Origin of the sequence: Pseudomonas sp. MF4836 (genome assembly GCF_002018875.1) — a bacterium.
In the GTDB taxonomy this organism is placed as follows: Bacteria; Pseudomonadota; Gammaproteobacteria; order Pseudomonadales; family Pseudomonadaceae; genus Aquipseudomonas.
Window position 1 is genome coordinate 126,764 of the sequence record NZ_MVOL01000006.1, and the last position, 15,533, is coordinate 142,296.

A 15,533-nucleotide genomic window follows, 5' to 3' on the forward strand; every position below is an offset into this window, starting at 1 on the left:
GCCATGTTGAAAGTCAGTGTTTATCGCTACAACCCTGATCAGGACGCTGCGCCGTTCATGCAGGAATTTTCGGTCGATACCGGTGGTAAAGACCTGATGGTGCTGGATGTGCTGGCCCTGATCAAAGAGCAGGACGAAGGCTTCTCCTATCGTCGCTCTTGCCGTGAAGGTGTTTGCGGTTCGGATGGCATGAACATCAACGGCAAAAACGGTCTGGCGTGCGTTACGCCGCTGTCCGCTGTCGTAAAAGGTAACAAGCTGGTCATTCGTCCGCTGCCAGGTTTGCCGGTTATCCGTGACCTGGTCGTCGATATGAGCATCTTCTACAAGCAATACGAGAAGGTTAAGCCATTCCTGCAGAACGACACGCCGGCTCCGGCCATCGAACGTCTGCAGTCCCCGGAAGAGCGCGAAAAGCTCGATGGTCTGTACGAGTGCATCCTGTGCGCTTGCTGCTCGACTTCCTGCCCGTCCTTCTGGTGGAACCCGGACAAGTTCCTGGGTCCAGCTGCTCTGCTGCAAGCCTACCGCTTCCTGGCAGACAGCCGCGATACCAAGACTTCCGAGCGACTGGCTTCGCTGGATGACCCATTCAGCGTATTCCGCTGCCGTGGGATCATGAACTGCGTCAACGTTTGTCCGAAGGGCCTGAACCCGACTAAGGCCATCGGTCACATTCGTAACATGCTGCTGCAAAGCGGCGTTTGATTCAGCTGCTGTACCCGTAGACCGCTGTACCGTAGATGCTGCGGCGCAGGCTTCAACCGGCGCCGTAGTTTTAACCTGAGTAGCAGCTCACAAAGCTGCCGCTCTATATTTTGAAGAAATGAGACAAGCAGGGGCATCCGGGCTGGTACCCGGACTATCAGCGTGATCCTAAGTGGCTTGTTTTGGTCGCTGCACTCGGACTTCTGCAAGTTTGCTCGGTGTCTTCGCCGGTGGTGTTCCCCTAACCGAGGGTGACCAAGCATGCAAGAAAGCGTGATGCAGCGCATGTGGAACAGCGCCTACCTATCCGGTAGTAACGCTGCCTATGTGGAAGAGCTCTACGAGCTCTACCTGCACGACCCTAACGCTGTGCCAGAAGAGTGGCGCACTTACTTTCAGAAGTTGCCTACCGAAGGCAGCACTGCCATCGATGTTTCGCACTCGACAATCCGCGATCATTTCGTCTTGCTGGCAAAGAACCAGCGCCGCGCTCAACCGGTATCCGCCGGTAGCGTGAGCAGTGAGCACGAGAAGAAGCAAGTTGAAGTGCTGCGATTGATCCAGGCCTACCGTATGCGGGGCCACCAAGCAGCCCAGCTTGACCCGCTGGGGCTGTGGCAGCGTCCTGCACCTGCAGACCTGTCGATCAATCATTACGGCTTGACCAATGCCGATCTTGATACGACCTTCCGTGCCGGCGACCTGTTCATCGGCAAAGAGGAAGCGAGCCTACGCGAAATTCACGAAGCGTTGCAGCAGACATATTGCCGCACCATCGGCGCTGAATTTACCCATATCGTCGATACCGAGCAGCGCCACTGGTTCCAGCAGCGTCTGGAAAGCGTGCGTGGTCGCCCAACGTACTCCGCCGATATCAAGGGCCACCTGCTTGAGCGCGTAACTGCAGCTGAAGGCCTGGAAAAATACCTGGGTACCAAATACCCGGGTACCAAGCGTTTCGGCCTGGAAGGCGGCGAGAGCCTGATTCCGTTGCTCGACGAGCTGATCCAGCGTTCCGGTTCCTACGGCACCAAGGAAATCGTCATCGGCATGGCCCACCGTGGTCGCCTGAACGTGTTGGTCAACACCTTCGGCAAGAACCCGCGTGAGCTGTTCGACGAGTTCGAAGGCAAGAAGAAGGTCGAGCTGGGGTCCGGTGACGTCAAATACCACCAGGGCTTCTCGTCCAACGTCATGACTGCCGGCGGTGAAGTTCACCTGGCCATGGCTTTCAACCCGTCCCACCTGGAAATCGTTTCCCCGGTGGTAGAAGGTTCGGTACGTGCTCGTCAGGATCGTCGTAACGACGCCAATGGCGACAAGGTCCTGCCGATTTCCATCCACGGTGACGCTGCATTCGCAGGTCAGGGCGTGGTCATGGAAACCTTCCAGATGTCGCAGACCCGCGGCTTCAAGACTGGCGGCACGATCCACCTGGTGATCAACAACCAGGTTGGCTTCACCATCAGCAACCCGCTGGACTCGCGTTCCACCGAGTACGCTACCGACGTTGCGAAAATGATCCAGGCGCCGATCCTCCATGTGAATGGTGATGATCCGGAAGCCGTATTGTTCGTGACCCAGTTGGCCATCGATTACCGCATGCAGTACAAGCGCGATGTCGTGATCGACCTGGTCTGCTACCGTCGCCGCGGTCACAACGAAGCGGATGAGCCGAGCGGCACCCAGCCGCTGATGTACCAGCAAATCGCCAAGCAGCGCACTACCCGTGAGCTGTATGCCGAACGCCTGACTCAGGCCGGTGTGGTGGATGATGCTCGTGTTCAGGCGAAGATCGATGAATACCGCAACGCGCTGGACAACGGCCTGCATGTTGTAAAAAGCCTGGTCAAAGAGCCGAACAAGGAGCTGTTCGTCGACTGGCGTCCATACCTGGGCCACGCCTGGACCGCGCGTCACGACACCACGTTCGATCTCAAGACCCTGCAAGAGCTGTCTGCCAAGCTGCTGGAAATTCCGGAAGGCTTCGTGGTTCAGCGTCAGGTTGCGAAGATCTACGAAGACCGTCAGAAAATGCAAGCCGGCGGCCTGCCGATCAACTGGGGTTATGCCGAAACCATGGCGTACGCGACCCTGGCGTTCGAAGGTCACCCGATTCGCATGACCGGCCAGGACATCGGCCGCGGTACGTTCTCGCACCGCCATGCGGTCTTGCACAACCAGAAAGACGCGGGCACCTACATCCCGTTGCAGCATCTGTACGAAGGCCAGCCACGTTTCGACCTGTACGATTCGTTCCTGTCCGAAGAAGCTGTATTGGCGTTCGAGTATGGTTACTCGACCACCACGCCAAATGCCCTAGTTATCTGGGAAGCTCAGTTCGGCGATTTCGCCAACGGTGCCCAGGTGGTTATCGACCAGTTCATCACCAGTGGCGAGCACAAGTGGGGCCGTCTCTGCGGTCTGACCATGCTGCTGCCGCACGGTTATGAAGGGCAGGGGCCGGAGCACTCCTCGGCTCGTCTGGAGCGTTACCTGCAGCTGTGCGCCGAGCACAACATTCAGGTGTGCGTACCGACGACCCCGGCTCAGATCTACCACCTGCTGCGTCGCCAGGTCATTCGCCCACTGCGCAAGCCGTTGGTAGTCCTGACTCCGAAGTCGCTGTTGCGTCATAAATTGGCCATCTCGACCCTGGAAGATCTGGCGGAAGGTTCGTTCCAGACCGTTATTCCGGAAATCGATGCCCAGGACCCGAAAAAGGTCGGTCGCATCGTACTGGCGAGCGGCAAGGTCTATTACGACCTGCTGGAAAAACGCCGTGCCGAAGGTCGTGACGACATCGCTATCGTGCGTCTTGAGCAGCTGTACCCATTCCCTGAGGACGACTTGATTGAAGTCCTGGCTCCTTATTCCAACCTCAAACACATCGTTTGGTGTCAGGAAGAGCCGATGAACCAGGGTGCCTGGTACTGCAGCCAGCATCACATGCGTCGCATCATCAGCGGTCACAACAAGTCGCTCGTACTCGAGTACGCGGGCCGTGACGCTTCTGCTGCACCTGCTTGTGGTTATGCATCGATGCACGCTGAGCAGCAGGCAAAACTGCTGCAAGATGCCTTTACTGTTTAACGCCTTCGCGCTGACTGAAACCGAATTTTAAGGAACCACAGATAATGGCTATCGAGATCAAAGCCCCCACTTTCCCGGAATCGGTTGCCGATGGCACCGTTGCCACCTGGCACAAACAACCGGGCGATGCTGTCAAGCGTGACGACCTGATCGTCGATATCGAAACTGACAAAGTCGTACTGGAAGTGTTGGCCACTGCTGACGGCGTGCTGGGCGCTATCGTCAAGAACGAAGGCGACACCGTTCTGTCCGACGAAGTCCTGGGCTCCATCGTGGAAGGTGGCGCTGCCGCCGCCGCCGCCGCTCCGGCCGCTGCTGCTGCACCTGCTGCCGCACAGGCCGCTGCTCCAGCCGCTGCTGGCGAAGACGATCCTGTTGCTGCTCCAGCCGCGCGCAAGCTGGCTGAAGAAAACGGTATCAACATCACCTCCGTTGCCGGCACTGGCAAAGGCGGTCGTGTGACCAAGGAAGACGTGGTAGCTGCTGTTGCCGCCAAGAAAGCTGCTCCGGCTGCCGCTCCTGCCAAGGCTGCTGCTCCTGCTGCCGCTGCCCCGGTATTCGCTGCCGGTGATCGTGTCGAGAAGCGCGTACCGATGACCCGTCTGCGGGCCAAGGTTGCCGAGCGTCTGGTTGAAGCTCAATCGAACATGGCGATGCTGACCACTTTCAACGAAGTCGACATGACTGAAGTCATGGCCCTGCGTTCGAAGTACAAGGACCTGTTCGAGAAGTCCCACAACGGCGTACGCCTGGGCTTCATGTCGTTCTTCGTGAAAGCGGCTACCGAAGCGCTGAAGCGTTTCCCGGCAGTCAATGCCTCGATCGATGGCGCGGACATCGTTTACCACGGCTACGCCGACGTCGGTGTTGCCGTGTCCAGCGACCGTGGCCTGGTAGTGCCGGTTCTGCGTAACGCCGAACTGATGAGCCTGGCTGAAATCGAAGGCGGCATCGCCACCTTCGGCAAGAAAGCCCGCGACGGCAAGCTGTCGATGGAAGAGATGACTGGCGGTACCTTCACTATCACCAACGGTGGTACTTTCGGTTCCATGATGTCGACCCCGATCGTCAACCCGCCGCAAGCGGCCATCCTGGGCATGCACAACATTCTGCAGCGTCCTATGGCGATCAACGGTCAGGTCGTTATCCGTCCGATGATGTACCTGGCACTGTCCTACGATCACCGCCTGATCGATGGTAAAGAAGCTGTGACTTTCCTGGTTACCATCAAAAACCTGCTGGAAGACCCGGCTCGTCTGCTGCTGGATATCTAAAAAGCAGCGGCAAGCTGCAAGTGGCAAGCCTCAAGCTCAAGAGCTGTTGGGCTTCGAACTTGCAGCTTGCGGCTTGTAGCTTGTTGCTAAAAGGGAACCTTTTATGACACAGAAATTTGACGTTGTAGTTATTGGTGCGGGCCCTGGTGGCTACGTAGCCGCGATCAAGGCTGCACAGCTGGGCCTCAGCACTGCCTGCATCGAGAAATACACCGACAAAGAAGGCAAGCTGGCCCTCGGCGGTACTTGCTTGAACGTAGGCTGCATTCCTTCCAAGGCGCTGCTGGACAGCTCCTGGAAATTCCACGAAGCCCAAGACGGTTTCGCGATCCACGGTATCAATCACGCTGGCGTGACCATGGACGTATCGGCGATGGTCGGCCGCAAGGCCAACATCGTCAAAGGCCTGACTTCCGGCGTTGCCACCCTGTTCAAAGCCAACGGCGTGACCTCTATCCAGGGTCACGGCAAGTTGCTGGCTGGCAAGAAAGTCGAAGTGACCAAGCCTGACGGTTCGGTTGAAGTGATCGAAGCCGAAAACGTGATCCTGGCTCCAGGTTCGCGTCCAATCGACATTCCACCGGCTCCAGTCGATCAGAACGTGATCGTCGACTCCACCGGCGCTCTGGAATTCCAAGCTGTACCAAAACGTCTGGGCGTGATCGGCGCTGGCGTCATCGGCCTGGAACTGGGTTCGGTATGGTCGCGCCTGGGTGCCCAGGTGACCGTTCTGGAAGCCCTGGATACCTTCCTGATGGCTGCAGACGCTGCCGTTTCCAAGGAAGCACTGAAAACCCTGACCAAACAAGGTCTGGATATCAAGCTGGGTGCTCGCGTTACCGGTTCCAAGGTCAATGGCGAAGAAGTCGTAGTGACTTACACCGACGCCAATGGCGAGCAGACCATTACTTTCGACAAGCTGATCGTAGCCGTTGGTCGCCGTCCGGTGACCACCGATCTGCTGGCTGCTGATTGCGGCGTGACCCTCGACGAGCGCGGTTTCGTGCACGTTGATGATCACTGCGCCACTACCGTACCGGGCGTTTACGCCATCGGTGACGTGGTTCGCGGCATGATGCTGGCTCACAAGGCCTCGGAAGAGGGCATCATGGTTGTCGAGCGCATCAAGGGTCACAAGGCTCAGATGAACTATGACCTGATCCCTTCGGTTATTTATACTCACCCGGAAATCGCGTGGGTCGGTAAAACCGAGCAGGCCTTGAAAGCTGAAGGCGTTGAAGTTAACGTCGGCACCTTCCCGTTTGCAGCCAGTGGCCGTGCCATGGCCGCCAACGACACCGGCGGTTTCGTCAAAGTGATCGCCGATGCCAAGACTGATCGCGTATTGGGCGTCCATGTGATTGGCCCAAGCGCTGCGGAACTGGTTCAGCAAGGTGCAATCGGCATGGAATTCGGCACCAGTGCCGAAGACCTGGGCATGATGGTTTTCTCCCATCCGACCCTGTCCGAAGCCCTGCACGAAGCAGCATTGGCAGTGAATGGCGGCGCCATCCACATCGCCAACCGCAAAAAGCGTTAAGACAATAAGAAACCACGGCGGATTGCCCGTCGTGAGCCTTGCGAGCAAGACTCACCGCGGAACATCCGCTGGACTCGACCTCATGGGATCGCTTCAGCGCTGTACCAGAGCCACGGCTCCGGGTTCAGGGCTGGAGATGTCCGGTGAGTAGCGGTCACAGGTGGCGCGGCACTTATCAACAGTGCAGCGCCGAATGCGCAGTACCTAACGAAGACGGTAAAAAGCATGAATCTTCACGAGTATCAGGGTAAGCAGCTGTTCGCTGAGTACGGCCTGCCAGTATCCAAAGGCTACGCGGTAGACACCCCCGAAGCAGCAGCAGAAGCTTGCGACAAGATCGGCGGCACCGAGTGGGTTGTCAAAGCCCAGGTTCACGCAGGCGGTCGCGGTAAAGCGGGCGGCGTTAAGCTGGTTCGCAGCAAAGAAGACGCTAAAGCATTCGCTCAACAGTGGTTGGGCAAGCGTCTGGTGACTTACCAGACTGACGCCAATGGTCAGCCAGTCACCAAGATCCTGGTTGAATCGTGCACTGATATCGCTAAAGAGCTGTACCTGGGCGCTGTCGTTGACCGTTCGAGCCGTCGCATCGTGTTCATGGCTTCCACCGAAGGTGGCGTGGACATCGAGAAAATCGCTCACGATACCCCTGAGAAAATCCTCAAGGCCACTATCGATCCACTGGTTGGCGCTCAGCCATTCCAGGGTCGCGAGCTGGCATTCCAGCTGGGCCTGGAAGGCAAGCAAGTCACTCAGTTCGCCAAGATTTTCGTAGGCCTGGCCAAGCTGTTCCAGGACCACGATCTGGCTCTGCTGGAAGTGAACCCGCTGGTGATCAAGGCTGACGGCGATCTGCATTGCCTCGATGCCAAGATCAACATCGACGCCAACGCCATGTACCGTCAGCCTAAGCTGAAGACTTTCCACGATCCGTCGCAAGACGATCCGCGCGAAGCGCACGCTGCCAAGTTCGAACTGAACTACGTAGCCCTGGAAGGCAACATCGGTTGCATGGTCAACGGTGCTGGCCTGGCCATGGGTACCATGGACATCGTCAACCTGCATGGCGGCAAACCAGCCAACTTCCTCGACGTAGGTGGTGGCGCTACCAAGGAACGCGTTACCGAAGCGTTCAAGATCATCCTGTCCGACACCAACGTCGCTGCAGTATTGGTCAACATCTTCGGCGGCATCGTTCGTTGCGACATGATTGCCGAAGGCATCATCGGTGCAGTGAAAGAAGTCGGCGTGAAAATCCCGGTTGTTGTTCGCCTTGAAGGTAACAACGCTGAACTGGGCGCTAAAGTACTGGCAGAAAGCGGCTTGAACATTATCGCTGCTACCAGCCTGACCGACGCTGCTCAACAAGTTGTCAAAGCTGCGGAGGGCAAATAATGAGCGTCCTGATCAATAAAGACACCAAAGTTATCTGCCAGGGTATTACCGGTTCGCAAGGTAGTTTCCACACCCAGCAAGCTCTGGAATACGGCACCAAGATGGTGGGTGGTGTAACGCCTGGTAAAGGCGGCACCGAGCACCTGGGTCTGCCAGTGTTCAACACCGTGAAAGACGCTGTAGCTGCCACTGGCGCCACCGCCAGCGTGATCTACGTTCCAGCTCCTTTCTGCAAGGACTCCATCCTGGAAGCAGCATTCGGCGGCATCAAGCTGATCGTTTGCATCACTGAAGGCATTCCTACCCTGGATATGCTGGATGCCAAGGTCAAGTGCGACGAGCTAGGCGTAGTCCTGATCGGTCCTAACTGCCCAGGCGTGATCACTCCAGGCGAATGCAAGATCGGCATCATGCCAGGTCACATTCACTTGCCAGGCAAGGTCGGTATCGTTTCCCGTTCCGGCACCCTGACCTACGAAGCTGTGAAGCAGACCACTGACGCCGGTTTCGGTCAGTCGACTTGCGTCGGCATCGGCGGTGACCCGATCCCAGGTTCGAACTTCATCGACATCCTGAAGCTGTTCCAGGAAGACCCGAAGACCGAAGCGATCGTCATGATCGGCGAGATCGGCGGTTCGGCTGAAGAAGAAGCCGCTGCCTACATCAAGGCCAACGTGACCAAGCCGGTTGTTTCCTACATCGCTGGTGTGACTGCCCCTGCGGGCAAGCGCATGGGCCATGCTGGCGCAATCATCTCCGGCGGCAAGGGTACTGCAGACGAGAAGTTTGCTGCCCTGGAAGACGCAGGCGTGAAAACCGTGCGTTCGCTGGCAGACATCGGCAAGGCTCTGTCCGAGCTGACCGGTTGGGCTATCAAGTAAGCCTCGCGCTTAGCTGAAACCCCTAACGACAAAAGCCACCTTCGGGTGGCTTTTGTTGTTTTAGGGGCCGCTACAAGCGGCAAGTTTGTAGCTTCAAGCTTGAAGTCCAAGGCCGTTGTTTGCCGCTTATGGCTGCTTTTCTTTCAAAAACGCGACACGCAAATGTCGCTTATCAGATAGTTCGCCCTCTAACGGTGCGCTTGTCTTGTGAAATCTGTAATCTAGCCGCCTCTTTTTGCGTCTGCGTCCCATAAGGATGCTGCGCGCTAAACGGGTCAGTCTTATACGGACTGACAGCATTTCCCTCACCCATAAGGGAAATCCCTCTCTAAATTCCGATTCAGTAGTGTGGTATTTCCTTAATGAAAGTGTTGAAAGGCCAGGACATTCTGGCACTTGGTTTTATGACGTTCGCCCTGTTCGTCGGGGCTGGCAACATCATCTTCCCGCCTATCGTCGGTTTGCAGTCCGGACCTCATGTCTGGATGGCGGCGCTGGGTTTCCTGATCACGGCAGTCGGTCTGCCGGTGGTCACAGTCGTAGCCCTGGCCAAGGTCGGCGGTGCGATGGATGCGCTGAGCAGCCCGATCGGCAAGATCGCCGGTGGCCTGCTGGCGGCATCGGCTTATCTGGCGGTAGGGCCGTTGTTCGCGACGCCGCGGACCGCCACCGTGTCCTTTGAAGTGGGCCTGGCGCCATTGACGGGTGAAAGCCCGCTGGCGTTGTTCCTCTACAGTTCGGTGTATTTCCTCCTGGTGTTTTTCGTCTCCCTCTACCCAGGTCGCTTGCTGGATACCGTCGGGCGCTTCCTGGCGCCGTTGAAAATCATCGCCCTGGCGGTACTGGGTATCGCTGCGTTTGCCTTGCCAGCCGGTGATATCGGGGTTGCTACCCCGGAGTACGTTGCCGCGCCGTTCTCTCAAGGCTTCGTCAATGGCTACCTGACCATGGATACCCTGGGGGCACTGGTGTTTGGCATCGTTATCGTCAACGCCATCCGTTCTCGCGGTATTGAGTCGCCACGCCTGATCACCCGCTACGCGATCATCGCCGGCCTGATCGCTGGGGTGGGTCTGGCATTGGTGTACATCAGCCTGTTCCGCCTGGGTGCGGGCAGCCATGAAGTGGCGGCGGGTGCCAGCAACGGCGCCGCGGTATTGCACGCTTATGTGCAGCACACCTTTGGCTCCCTGGGCAGCGGCTTCCTTGCCGTGTTGATTTCCCTGGCGTGTCTGGTAACTGCGGTCGGCCTGACCTGCGCCTGCGCCGAGTACTTCAGCCGGATCCTGCCGCTTTCCTACAAGACCCTGGTGGTGATCCTCGCGCTGTTCTCGCTGGTGGTGTCCAACCTGGGCCTGACCAAGCTGATTGCGTTCTCGATTCCGGTGCTGACCGCGATCTACCCGCCGTGCATCGTTCTGGTGGCCCTGAGCTTCTGCAAGGACTTCTGGTATGAGGAGCGGCGTATTGTCGGGCCGGTGATGCTGGTGGCGTTTGTGGTTGGCGTGATTGACGCGCTCAAGGGCACGCCGTGGGCGCACAAGATCCCGCCGGCGTTGTCCGACATGCCGCTGAGCGCACAAGGCCTGGCATGGCTGGTGCCTGCATTCAGCGTCCTGGTGTTCGCCTTCTTGTGCGATCGCCTGCTGGGTAAGCGCAGCGACGCCCTGGCCTGATACCTCCTTGATGGCTGGGTTGCCACGAGCGACCCCGGCGCAGGAATGAACATGCCCCGCATCCATCGATGCGGGGCATTTTTTATGGGCGGCGCAGGGTGTCTTTTTCTCAGGTGCAGCGTCGAAGCAGTTCGGGTCTGTTCTTACCTTCTGCCAACGCTCTTGTAGGGAAATGCATGTCGTTTGTTCAAGCCAACCTGATCCATATTCTTGCGGCCCTGTGGTTTGCCATCTGTTGGGGCGGCTACACCCGCTACGCCACCTGGAAGGGGCGCGATACGGCGTGCCTGGCCAGCGTGCTGCATTTGTACCGCGAAGACTGGATGCGTCGGATGCTGCTGCGTGACAACCGCATCGCCGATGCCAGCGTGATCGGCAACCTGGAGCGTAATGCTTCGTTCTTTGCTTCCAGCACCCTGATTATCCTGGCGGGTATTCTCACTGTGCTGGGCGCGTCCGAGCGTGCAGTGTCGCTGCTGGCGGACATTCCCATGGTCCAGCAGGCGTCCCAAGGCATGTCGGAAATCAAGTTGTTGTGCCTGGCGCTGGTGTTTGTCTATGCCTTCTTCACCTTCAGTTGGTGCATGCGCCAATACAACTTTGCCGCGATCCTGGTGGGCTCGGCCCCGATGATCGGCGAGCGGCATGTCTCCGAGCAGGAGCGCAAGGCATTCGCCTCGCGGGCTGCACGGGTGATCTCCATGGCTGCCAACCAGTTCAACTTCGGCCTGCGTTCCTATTACTTCGGCATGACCATGCTGGCCTGGTTCGTCAGCCCCTGGTTGTTCATGCTGATGAGTGCCGGGGTGGTGTTTGTGCTCTATCGGCGCGAGTTTCATTCCGATGTGCTCGACGTTATGGTCTATACCCCGACCGAGGCGCCGCTTGCGGAGTCCGCCAAGGACGCAGGCTGACGGGCTTTTTCATATTCAGCTAAACAGGATGTTGCCGATGACGCAGTCGAGTGCCTTCAAGCTGCTGCTTTTATGTGTGCTGGTGTTGCCGGGATGCCGAGTTCAGACCTTGTACCTCAATGGTGAAGGTTCCGCCGTCGTGGTGGACGCCTTGACGGCTGAGCCCATCGCCCAGGCGCAGGTGAACTTTTGCGGGGTCAGGCGGGTGACGGGCGATGACGGCGCTTTTCATGTCGCCGAGAAAACCGATTGGGAGGTGGTGAACTTCCTGGCAGGGCGCTCGCCACTGGACAACAAGCGGCCGTGTTTCGTGAGCATTGAGGCCCCGGGTTACCAGGCCAGGCATTGGGAAGTGCTCTTCGACAGGCGTTATGAGTTTCCTGTGCGCATGCTCCCGGCTGGCAGCCACTTAACTTACAAGGTTGCCGAGCATTCCACGGTGGATGTTCCGTTGCAGGTCGAACCCCAGGCCGATGAGGTATTTGTTCCGCGATAGGCCTGGCCGCCATTAGTTGTTGGGGGTGGTGACTGAAACGTTTTACTGCGTTATCGATTGGCATTGGTCGACGCTGTATCAACTTGCAATCAAGCAGTTTTTGCAGTGGCGCAACTGAATAACTTAGCCCATAAAAAAACCCGCACTAAGCGGGTTTTTTTGTTGCTCTAAAACCGTATTAGTTGGTTTTAGGTGCAGCTTCCGGAGCGGCTTCTTGAGCAGCAGCCTTATTCGATTCAGCCTGATCTTTGGCAGCTTCGGCGTTTTCTTTTGCCGCCTCGTTCACCTTATTCTGAGCTTCGTTCATTTTCTGTTGAGCTTGCTCAGCATGTTGGTTGGCATCTTGAGCTTTGTCCTCGGATTTTTTATCGCAGGCAGCGAGACCGAGGGTAGCGGTCAACATCAAGGCAATAGCTAAAGTCTTACGCATGGGGTGTTTCTCCTTAGTGAAGATATCTTCTGGCCTTTCGAGCACACCCCAACAGGTTAAGTTCCTTGAGATTCACAGATATATTAAGTGCTCAGCGCAGGGAACTTTTACAGCCCCCACCCATTGCCAAGTTTCGACATTAAAAGAGAGTTCAGCCCATGGCGCAAAACCCCATTTTTGAGCGTGCGACGCGATTTCTTTCAGCGTTGCGACACTGTCAGGTCCTGGGGATGTGCGTGCACAGCGCCTCGACGGACGGCATTACCGTGACCCTGCCATACAGCCCGCAAATTGTCGGCAACCCGCAAACCGGGGTGATTCATGGTGGCGCGCTGACCTCATTGATGGATACCGCGTGCGGCATGGCCATCCTCTGTGTGCTGCCGGAGTTCGAGGTCTGCCCGACCCTCGACCTGCGCGTCGATTACATGCACCCAGCCGAGCCGCACAAGCCGGTGTATGGCTTCGCCCAGTGCTACCGGGTTACCCGTGATGTGATCTTCACCCGCGGTTTTGCCTATCAGGACGACCCCGAACAACCGGTCGCCCATGCTGTCGGCACCTTCATGCGCATGGGCAAGGGGCTCAAGGGAACCAGGGGCTTCACCAGCGCGATCAAGGACGGTGCTGCATGAGCGACGACTTCAAGGAACAACTGCAAACCGCCCATGAGCAGGGCGACTATGCATCGCTGCTGCACCTGATTCCCTACGCCAAACTGATCGGCATCGAGTGTTCGCGCCTGGGCGATGAATTGCTGTTTCGCCTGCCGGCCAACAAAGACAACATCGGCAACCCCTTGCTGCCGGCGATCCATGGCGGAGTGATTGCGGGTTTCATGGAGTTGGCCGCTGCCCTGCACCTGTTGATTTTCACCGGCTCGCCCGGGGTGCCGAAGATTATCGACTTCTCCCTGGACTACCTGCGGGCCGGGCAATTTCGTGATACCTACGCCAAATGCCAGGTGTGCCGCCAAGGCCGACGGGTGGCCAACGTCGCGATAACCGCCTGGCAAAGCACCCAGGCAGAGCCCATCGCCACGGCGCGGGCACATTTCAAGATCGAAGAAAGCCCCAGCCCTTGAAATCCCGGCCACAGCCCCCAACTTTGATGACATCCCGCCGTTAGCCCCGTAGGCACGGCTTATGCCATCTGATTGGAGTTTGATGACCATGAGTGTGGAAACTCAAAAAGAAACCCTGGGCTTCCAGACCGAGGTGAAGCAACTGCTGCACCTCATGATCCATTCGCTGTATTCCAACAAGGAAATTTTCCTTCGCGAATTGATCTCGAACGCCTCTGACGCAGTCGACAAATTGCGCTTTGAAGCCCTGTCCAAGCCCGAGTTGCTGGAAGGTGGCTCGGAGCTGAAGATCCGTGTGAGCTTCGATAAAGACGCCAAGACCGTCACCCTCGAAGACAACGGCATCGGCATGAGCCGTGAAGACGCGATCACCCATCTTGGCACCATCGCCAAGTCCGGCACCGCAGACTTCATGAAGAACCTGTCGGGCGACCAGAAAAAAGATTCGCACCTGATCGGTCAATTCGGTGTGGGCTTCTACTCGGCCTTCATCGTCGCCGACAAAGTTGAAGTGTTCAGCCGTCGCGCCGGCCTTGACGCCAGCGAAGGTGTGCACTGGTCGTCCAAGGGTGAGGGCGAATTCGAAATCGCCACCATCGACAAGGCCGACCGTGGCACCCGCATCGTGCTGCACCTGAAGTCCGGTGAAGATGAATTCGCCGATGGTTACCGCCTGCGCAACATCATCAAGAAATACTCCGACCATATCGCGCTGCCGATCGAACTGCCGAAAGAACAGGCAGCTGCCGAAGGCGAAGACAAGCCTGCCCAGGAATGGGAAGTGGTCAACCGCGCCAGCGCCCTGTGGACCCGTCCTCGCACCGAGGTGAAGGACGAGGAATACCAGGAGTTCTACAAGCATATCGCCCACGACTACGAGAACCCGCTGAGCTGGAGCCACAACAAGGTCGAAGGCAAGCTGGAATACAGCTCGCTGCTCTACGTACCGGCCCGCGCTCCGTTCGATCTGTATCAGCGTGAAGCGCCGAAAGGCCTGAAGCTGTACGTGCAGCGTGTGTTCGTCATGGACCAGGCGGAATCCTTCCTGCCGCTGTACCTGCGCTTCATCAAGGGCGTGGTCGACTCCAACGACCTGTCGCTGAACGTGTCGCGGGAAATCCTGCAGAAAGATCCGATCATTGACTCCATGAAGTCCGCACTGACCAAGCGCGTGCTGGACATGCTGGAAAAACTGGCGAAGAACGAGCCTGAGCAATACAAGGGCTTCTGGAAAAACTTCGGCCAGGTGATGAAAGAAGGCCCGGCTGAAGATTTCGCCAACAAGGAAAAAATCGCCGGCCTGCTGCGCTTCGCCTCCACCCAGGGTGAAGAAGGGGAACAAGTGGTGTCCCTGGCCGAATACCTGGCTCGCGCCAAGGAAGGTCAGGACAAGATCTATTACCTGACCGGCGAGACTTACGCACAGGTCAAGAACAGCCCGCACCTGGAAGTCTTCCGCAAGAAAGGCATCGAAGTGCTGCTGCTGACCGACCGCATCGACGAGTGGCTGATGAGCTACCTCAACGACTTCGACGGCAAGAGCTTTGTCGACGTGGCACGTGGCGACCTGGACCTGGGCAACCTGGATTCCGAAGAAGAGAAGAAAGAAGCCGAAGAAGTGGCCAAGGCCAAAGAAGGCCTGGTCGAGCGTATCAAGACTGCGCTGGGCGATGCCGTCAGCGAAGTCCGGGTTTCCCACCGCCTGACCGATTCCCCGGCGATCCTGGCCATCGGCGAGCAGGACCTTGGCCTGCAGATGCGGCAGATCCTCGAAGCCAGCGGTCAGAAGGTTCCGGATTCCAAGCCGATCTTCGAGTTCAACCCGGCTCACCCGCTGATCGAGAAACTCGACGGCGAGCAGAGCGAAGAGCGTTTTGGCGACTTGTCGCACATCCTCTTCGACCAGGCGGCCCTGGCTGCCGGCGACAGCCTGAAGGATCCGGCGGCCTATGTCCGTCGACTGAACAAGCTGTTGGTTGAACTGTCGGTTTAACTGCGTTGCAAGAAAAACCCGCTTCGGCGGGTTTTTTCATTCTCGTCCTCTC

Annotated in this window: 13 protein-coding genes; 12 read left to right on the forward strand and 1 reads right to left on the reverse strand. The window is 57.8% G+C overall.

Annotation, left to right across the window (positions count from 1 at the left end; all coding sequences use genetic code 11):
• The first annotated feature begins 3 nt into the window (after positions 1 to 3).
• The 9 genes from MF4836_RS15685 to MF4836_RS15725 all read left to right on the forward strand — a co-directional run bounded on the left by MF4836_RS15685 (position 4) and on the right by MF4836_RS15725 (position 11,974).
• Entirely contained in the window at positions 4 to 708 is a 705-nt protein-coding gene (locus MF4836_RS15685) for a succinate dehydrogenase iron-sulfur subunit (protein ID WP_020299227.1), read from the forward strand.
• A 261-nt stretch (positions 709 to 969) separates the two neighbouring features.
• Positions 970 to 3,801 (forward strand): 2-oxoglutarate dehydrogenase E1 component, encoded by a 2,832-nt coding sequence (locus MF4836_RS15690; RefSeq protein WP_078471029.1) that lies wholly within the window; start codon positions 970 to 972, stop codon positions 3,799 to 3,801.
• 44 nt (positions 3,802 to 3,845) lie between these two features.
• On the forward strand, positions 3,846 to 5,075 hold the full coding sequence (gene odhB, locus MF4836_RS15695) for a 2-oxoglutarate dehydrogenase complex dihydrolipoyllysine-residue succinyltransferase (protein ID WP_078471030.1): 1,230 nt from the start codon (positions 3,846 to 3,848) through the stop codon (positions 5,073 to 5,075).
• A 103-nt stretch (positions 5,076 to 5,178) separates the two neighbouring features.
• Positions 5,179 to 6,615 carry a dihydrolipoyl dehydrogenase gene (gene lpdA / locus MF4836_RS15700; RefSeq protein ID WP_078471031.1) on the forward strand — a complete coding sequence of 479 codons (1,437 nt, stop codon included), beginning with the start codon at positions 5,179 to 5,181 and terminating at the stop codon, positions 6,613 to 6,615.
• 225 nt (positions 6,616 to 6,840) lie between these two features.
• A complete protein-coding gene (gene sucC / locus MF4836_RS15705) occupies positions 6,841 to 8,007 on the forward strand; it encodes an ADP-forming succinate--CoA ligase subunit beta (protein WP_020299223.1) in 1,167 nt (388 codons plus the stop codon).
• On the forward strand, positions 8,007 to 8,888 hold the full coding sequence (sucD, locus tag MF4836_RS15710) for a succinate--CoA ligase subunit alpha (protein ID WP_020299222.1): 882 nt from the start codon (positions 8,007 to 8,009) through the stop codon (positions 8,886 to 8,888). Before sucC ends, sucD begins: the two co-directional genes overlap by 1 nt.
• Positions 8,889 to 9,250: 362 nt before the next feature.
• Positions 9,251 to 10,564 (forward strand): branched-chain amino acid transport system II carrier protein, encoded by a 1,314-nt coding sequence (brnQ, locus tag MF4836_RS15715; RefSeq protein WP_078471032.1) that lies wholly within the window; start codon positions 9,251 to 9,253, stop codon positions 10,562 to 10,564.
• A gap of 176 nt (positions 10,565 to 10,740) precedes the next feature.
• On the forward strand, positions 10,741 to 11,478 hold the full coding sequence (locus MF4836_RS15720; protein WP_020299220.1) for a DUF599 domain-containing protein: 738 nt from the start codon (positions 10,741 to 10,743) through the stop codon (positions 11,476 to 11,478).
• Positions 11,479 to 11,515: 37 nt separating this feature from the next.
• Positions 11,516 to 11,974, forward strand: a complete 459-nt coding sequence (locus tag MF4836_RS15725; protein WP_078471033.1) for a hypothetical protein — start codon at positions 11,516 to 11,518, stop codon at positions 11,972 to 11,974.
• A gap of 178 nt (positions 11,975 to 12,152) precedes the next feature.
• Here the strand turns inward: MF4836_RS15725 and MF4836_RS15730 are convergent, their stop codons facing one another.
• Complete coding sequence (locus MF4836_RS15730; protein WP_078471034.1) at positions 12,153 to 12,404, reverse strand: hypothetical protein; 252 nt, start codon at positions 12,402 to 12,404, stop codon at positions 12,153 to 12,155.
• Between the two features lie 158 nt (positions 12,405 to 12,562).
• Between MF4836_RS15730 and MF4836_RS15735 the strand changes: the two genes are divergently transcribed.
• The 3 genes from MF4836_RS15735 (at position 12,563) to htpG (ending at position 15,481) form a co-directional block, all read left to right on the forward strand.
• The gene (locus MF4836_RS15735) at positions 12,563 to 13,039 is read left to right on the forward strand and encodes a PaaI family thioesterase (protein WP_020299217.1); all 477 of its coding nucleotides are present in this window, start codon (positions 12,563 to 12,565) and stop codon (positions 13,037 to 13,039) included.
• Entirely contained in the window at positions 13,036 to 13,488 is a 453-nt protein-coding gene (locus MF4836_RS15740; RefSeq protein ID WP_078471035.1) for a PaaI family thioesterase, read from the forward strand. The genes MF4836_RS15735 and MF4836_RS15740 overlap by 4 nt, the downstream gene beginning before the upstream one ends.
• An 88-nt stretch (positions 13,489 to 13,576) precedes the next feature.
• Complete coding sequence (gene htpG / locus MF4836_RS15745; protein ID WP_078471275.1) at positions 13,577 to 15,481, forward strand: molecular chaperone HtpG; 1,905 nt, start codon at positions 13,577 to 13,579, stop codon at positions 15,479 to 15,481.
• Positions 15,482 to 15,533: the final 52 nt, after the last annotated feature.